This is a genomic window from Proteiniphilum sp. UBA1028 (assembly GCF_002316955.1).
Classification (GTDB): domain Bacteria; phylum Bacteroidota; class Bacteroidia; order Bacteroidales; family Dysgonomonadaceae; genus Proteiniphilum.
The window spans coordinates 603-5,303 of record NZ_DCEN01000038.1 but is presented as its reverse complement, the minus strand read 5'-3'; the positions used below and the strand labels follow the sequence as shown (position 1 = coordinate 5,303).

The 4,701-nt window shown below is 44.3% G+C and carries 4 protein-coding genes and 1 pseudogene; all 5 read right to left on the bottom strand.

Going from position 1 to position 4,701, the window contains the following annotated elements:
- A pseudogene (locus B3Z75_RS05945) lies at positions 1 to 528 on the bottom strand (hypothetical protein); the annotation flags it as partial.
- The gene (locus B3Z75_RS05940) at positions 525 to 1,430 is read right to left on the bottom strand and encodes a tetratricopeptide repeat protein (RefSeq protein WP_294068639.1); all 906 of its coding nucleotides are present in this window, start codon (positions 1,428 to 1,430) and stop codon (positions 525 to 527) included. The pseudogene B3Z75_RS05945 and the gene B3Z75_RS05940, both read right to left, overlap by 4 nt.
- Positions 1,427 to 3,286, bottom strand: a complete 1,860-nt coding sequence (locus B3Z75_RS05935; protein WP_294068637.1) for a BatD family protein — start codon at positions 3,284 to 3,286, stop codon at positions 1,427 to 1,429. The genes B3Z75_RS05940 and B3Z75_RS05935 overlap by 4 nt, the downstream gene beginning before the upstream one ends.
- A 12-nt stretch (positions 3,287 to 3,298) precedes the next feature.
- On the bottom strand, positions 3,299 to 4,030 hold the full coding sequence (locus B3Z75_RS05930; protein ID WP_294068635.1) for a tetratricopeptide repeat protein: 732 nt from the start codon (positions 4,028 to 4,030) through the stop codon (positions 3,299 to 3,301).
- A gap of 92 nt (positions 4,031 to 4,122) precedes the next feature.
- A partial coding sequence (locus B3Z75_RS05925) for a VWA domain-containing protein (protein ID WP_294068633.1) occupies positions 4,123 to 4,701 on the bottom strand: 579 nt, incomplete at its 5' end.

Genomic DNA, 4,701 nt, shown 5'->3' with positions numbered 1-4,701 from the left:
GTAACCATTCACAATATCGACCAACTCTTTGAAATCAGGATGATTTGTGGGGCGAAATCGTTCAAACAGAGGCTTACAAATGGACGACGATATCTGATCGCTTACAACAAATACCAGAATAAAAAAAAGAGTAACCAACAATGCTTCTTTCCAGGAGGTTTTATAAAAAAAAAGAGAAAGAATAAACAGAAAAAGCGGTATCCATACCAGCCNNTTCACAATATCGACCAGTTCCTTGAAGTCGGGATGATGTGTGGGTCGAAAACGCTCGAACAATGGTTTGAAGAATGAAGACGCCAACTGATCGCATGCGGCAAATAGCAAGATAAAAAACAGGGTTACCAGCAAACCATCTTTCCAGTTGGTTTTATGAAAGAAGAGAAAAATAATGAACAAAAAAAGCGGTATCCATACCAGCCTGCCGCTTAACATCCACATCACGTTATCGAGAAAGAGCGAATCGCTGCCGTTTAGTGCAAAAAACAAGTCCCGCTCGAATGGTAATAGTTTCTCGACTGCCTCTTTCATATTATTTCTACATTTTTTTTGGAAGTCCAGCCGACACTGCCATTTGCAATTTCAATCTCAAACCAGTTACCGTCGCTGCTCCTCACCTTCACCCTGGTGCCTTCGTGAAGTTCAAAAAGTGTGTTGCTGTTTTCGTCGGGCGATGCATTAACCCGGGCTGCACCCACCATGACAATGGCGGCATCTCTATGGATACGTCCACTTTTTTGGCTGAAGGCAAAGATATTCGACGTGATCATCAGAGAGAAAAAAATAATTCCTGCATAAAATGCGCTTTTTTTAACCCATAGGATGCGAACAAAAAGAAAGGTGCCTGCAGAGAACAGAAATAGAATAAAAAACACAATACCAATAATTGCCCATTGATCGGAACTGTAAATGTTTCGTACGGCCAGAAACCAGTTTGCTATAAATAGGTCGCCTGCGGTGTCGATACGATCTTCTGTCCTGTTTTTGGCAAAACGCAGGTTGTGCCGTATATCGCCGTCACCCGGATCCAGAAGTAAAGCTCTCTCGTAGTTCAGGATAGCCTTTCCCAGTTGGTTGTTTCTAAAATAGGCGTTGCCCAGATTGAAATAAATCTGAGCCGATTCTTTGTTTTCGTTGAAACCCTGCAATACAAGTTCTTCGTAAAGTAAAATGCTTTTTCCATAGTCCTGATCCCTGTAAGCTTGTGCGGCTTCTTCTACATTTGCTCCGGAAATTGAAGCGGCTGCGGCGGGCGTTGGCTTTCCGTCAGACTGATCCCTGGAAGTAAATCCGGGAGCAGCAGTGAGATCGTTTGGTATAATTGTATCGTTCCCCACCTGACCCGTCAATTGCGGAACAGCTGTGAAGAAAAGCAGAATGATCAATACTGATTGAGGCAGTTTCATCCGGTTTGACTTTGGTTTGTTCATCATTCAATCCTACTCTTTTTATTTTTCAACTTATTCTCCATCTCTCCGATAGCCTCCACCGTATCCTGATAGAGACGTTCCAACACGGCATCACTCTCGGACGGAGCATAACGTGCAAACTCACAGGTATCAAGAATGTGCATAAACTTTCCTGCAAGCTCCTCGCTGATGCCCTGCTTTGATAATTCTGATTCAATATTATGTTTGGAAAGACGTGCCAAGGGGATAGAGAGTTTGTCGCTGAAATAACCCCATAGTGCACGGAGCACTTCATCATAAAATTTATCCTTGTCGTGCACTTTAAGAAATTTTCCGGCTGTCTTCAGACGTTTGATAGCCGTTTTATTTGCCTTTTTCGTTCTCATCAGGGCAATGTTTGCATTTTCACGTGCTTGTTTTCTGTTAATCCCGTAAAAAAGGATCAGCAGCAACAAGGGAATCAGATACCACAACCAATATGCAAATGAGCCTACAAAGAATTTTGTGCGTGAGAGATAGGCGGGATCACCCGTCTTCAGGAAACGGATATCCTGCTCCACTTTCACATCCCGATGATTCACAAAACTGCTCGCTGAAGCACTTCCGGGATCTGCTTTGGCAATCTGCAGCGTATATTCGGGAGTAGTCAGCGTTTTGTAGCTGTTTGTATTGAGGTCGAAGTAGGTAAATTCTACCGGCGGAATGGAATAGTCACCCTCATAGCGAGGTATTGTCATATAGGAGATCTTTCGAACACCGGTAAGTCCATTGGACGTCACGTTCAAAGCGTTGTCTATAGTGGGGTCATACAATTCAAAATTATCGGGAAACGTTACCTTCGGATTACGAATCAGTTTCAAATTACCCGTACCGGATATCTCCAATGTAAGGGTAACCGCTTCATTGGCTTTGGTATTCACAGTGCTGATGGCGGGTTTCAGCGAGAAGGTTCCCACAGCATTTGCAAAGGTTTCGGGCTTATTGCCCGGCAACGGTTTAACATTAACTATCAACGGGTTGGTTGCAAGACTCTTTTTAACATCCACCATCACTTCCTGCGAACCAAAAAAAGTGGAGACACTCCTGCCCGAAGGAACAGAGAAGACCATTTCGATGTTGCCCGCCGGAATAGTAATCTGTCCTGAACGCTGTGGAAAGAGTAATGTCTTCCGCAAATCGGCAGTGTAGTAGTTTCTGCCGTTATAACGTTCCATTTGTAGTTGCTGATTCACGGGCAGGTCCATTTCTTCTACCATGAATCCCTCAAATTCAGGAAATTGGATCTTTCCGAAATTCACGATGTTCAGTGTAGTATATAAACGGAAAGTGACGGTAAACCCCTCCTGTTCGTAAACGCTGTTTTTGGAAACGATTGCCCTTATAAATGCATCACGGGAAGAAACGGATGCTGTTCCGGAAGAAGCGCTTTCATTTTTTCGCTGACTACTACCGGGCGATGTACCCTGTGAAGGGTTTTCGTCGGGAGGAAGCACATTTATCCGGAGTGTATTTGACTGATAACTGCTTCCATCTACCGTGATCGATGCGGCAGGAATGGTGAAAGTGCCGGTTTTCTTCGCCATAAGGATGTAGGTATAGGTGACCGAACTTTCCGAAGTTGTCTTTCCGTTTACCGTACGTTGACTGTAGCTGGTGGAGGTACTGGGCCCAAAAAGAAGATTGAAGTCGGGCATGTCGGGCAGGCGAAGATCCCTCCCCTCCTTGTTCAGCACATAACTTAACCTGAATTGTTCTCCTTCCACAACGGACGCAGGCGCAGAGGCTTTGAATGTCACCTGCGCCAGACCGATGGTTGTTTTGCCCGTGAACAAGAATATCACGAAAAGAAGGAGAATAATACTATGTTTTTTCTGTTTCATCTGCATCACCTCTTACCAGTTTTTATTGTTCCTTCTGTTATTTTCAGCCTGCTCTTCTCTTTCCTGCGCCTTTATCTGCTGAACCTTTTCCTGAGTTTGCTGTTCATCCTGCTCGATAGCCTGCAGTAACTGCCGTGCATTATCACGCGACATCTGTTCCGGCTGTTCGGATTGTTCCGCTTTCTTCTCCTGATCCTGCTGATTTTGAGGAGATTGACTCTGCTGGTCTTGACTTTGGTCCTGATTCTGCTGTTCCTGTTGTTCCTGATCCCCTTCACCCTGATCCTGTTGTTCCTGATCCTGGATCATTTTCTGTACCACTGCCAGATTATAACGCGTTTCCTCGTCCTCCGGATTCAGGCGCAATGCCATTTTATAAGCTTCCATTGATTTTTGCAACTCTTTTTTCTGCAGCATGGCGTTGCCGATATTGTGCCAGCCGGCAGAAGCATCTGCCGGTTTTTCCTGTTCCAGAGAGATGAAATGATTGTACTGTTCGATTGATTTATCCCACTCTTTCTTTTTATACAACGTATTGCCAAGATTAAAGTTTGCCTCTTTGGAGTTGGGAGCTTCTTTCACTGCATTTTCATAAAACGGAGTTGCTTCCGAAAATTTTTGCAGGTTATATTCTTTGTTTCCTTTGCGGATATTCTTTCGTACCTCTTTTTGTGCCGAAACAGACAAAGGAAGCAGTGTCATCAACAGCAACAATAAACTATATTTTGTAAACAATCGGTTCATTTTTTTCGTTTCGGTTTTTTTCGCAATCGGTTGCCGACGTTCGTTCTTTTTGGTATCGAGATCACAATATGCCGGCTACCAATACTGACAGTTTATTTAAACAATCTCACATTTCTGAACAACCGGTTTTTCTTGTCGTAAACAAGGATTTCGATCAGCAGAATAATTAGCAGGATCCAGGCAAGAACCGAAAATCTCTCGTCATATGCCGAATAGGAGAGGCTGGTAGATTTGCTTGTCTCAAGTTCATCAAGCTGTGTTTCCAATGCACGGATAGCCGCATTTGAATTATCTGCACGCACATAAAATCCTTTACCACTTTGCGCAATTTCCATTCCCATTTGTTCGTTTAAGCGCGATACAACAACGTTACCTTCGTTGTCGGTCATAAAATTATTCCCATACTCCAGGGCTGGTACGGGTGAACCTTCGGGAGAACCAATTCCCAGCACATTCACCATCACTCCGGCCTTTGCCGCTTCTGCAGCAGCTTGGGCAGCATCTCCCTCATGATCCTCCCCGTCCGTAATAATCACCATAGCCTTGCTGACATCCTCATCGCTTGAAAAGGAGCTCATTCCCAACCGTATCGCCTCTCCGATGGCCGTTCCTTGAATAGGGACAAGGCTCGGGTCAATCGTATTAAGGAATATCTTTGCCGATTGTGTATC

What these genes read in the sequence shown, in the direction of transcription:
- B3Z75_RS05940 (WP_294068639.1), bottom strand. Translation starts at nt 1,430, where the DNA reads ATGATGAACAAACCAAAGTCAAACCGGATGAAACTGCCTCAATCAGTA.
- B3Z75_RS05935 (WP_294068637.1), bottom strand. Translation starts at nt 3,286, where the DNA reads ATGAAACAGAAAAAACATAGTATTATTCTCCTTCTTTTCGTGATATTC.
- B3Z75_RS05930 (WP_294068635.1), bottom strand. Translation starts at nt 4,030, where the DNA reads ATGAACCGATTGTTTACAAAATATAGTTTATTGTTGCTGTTGATGACA.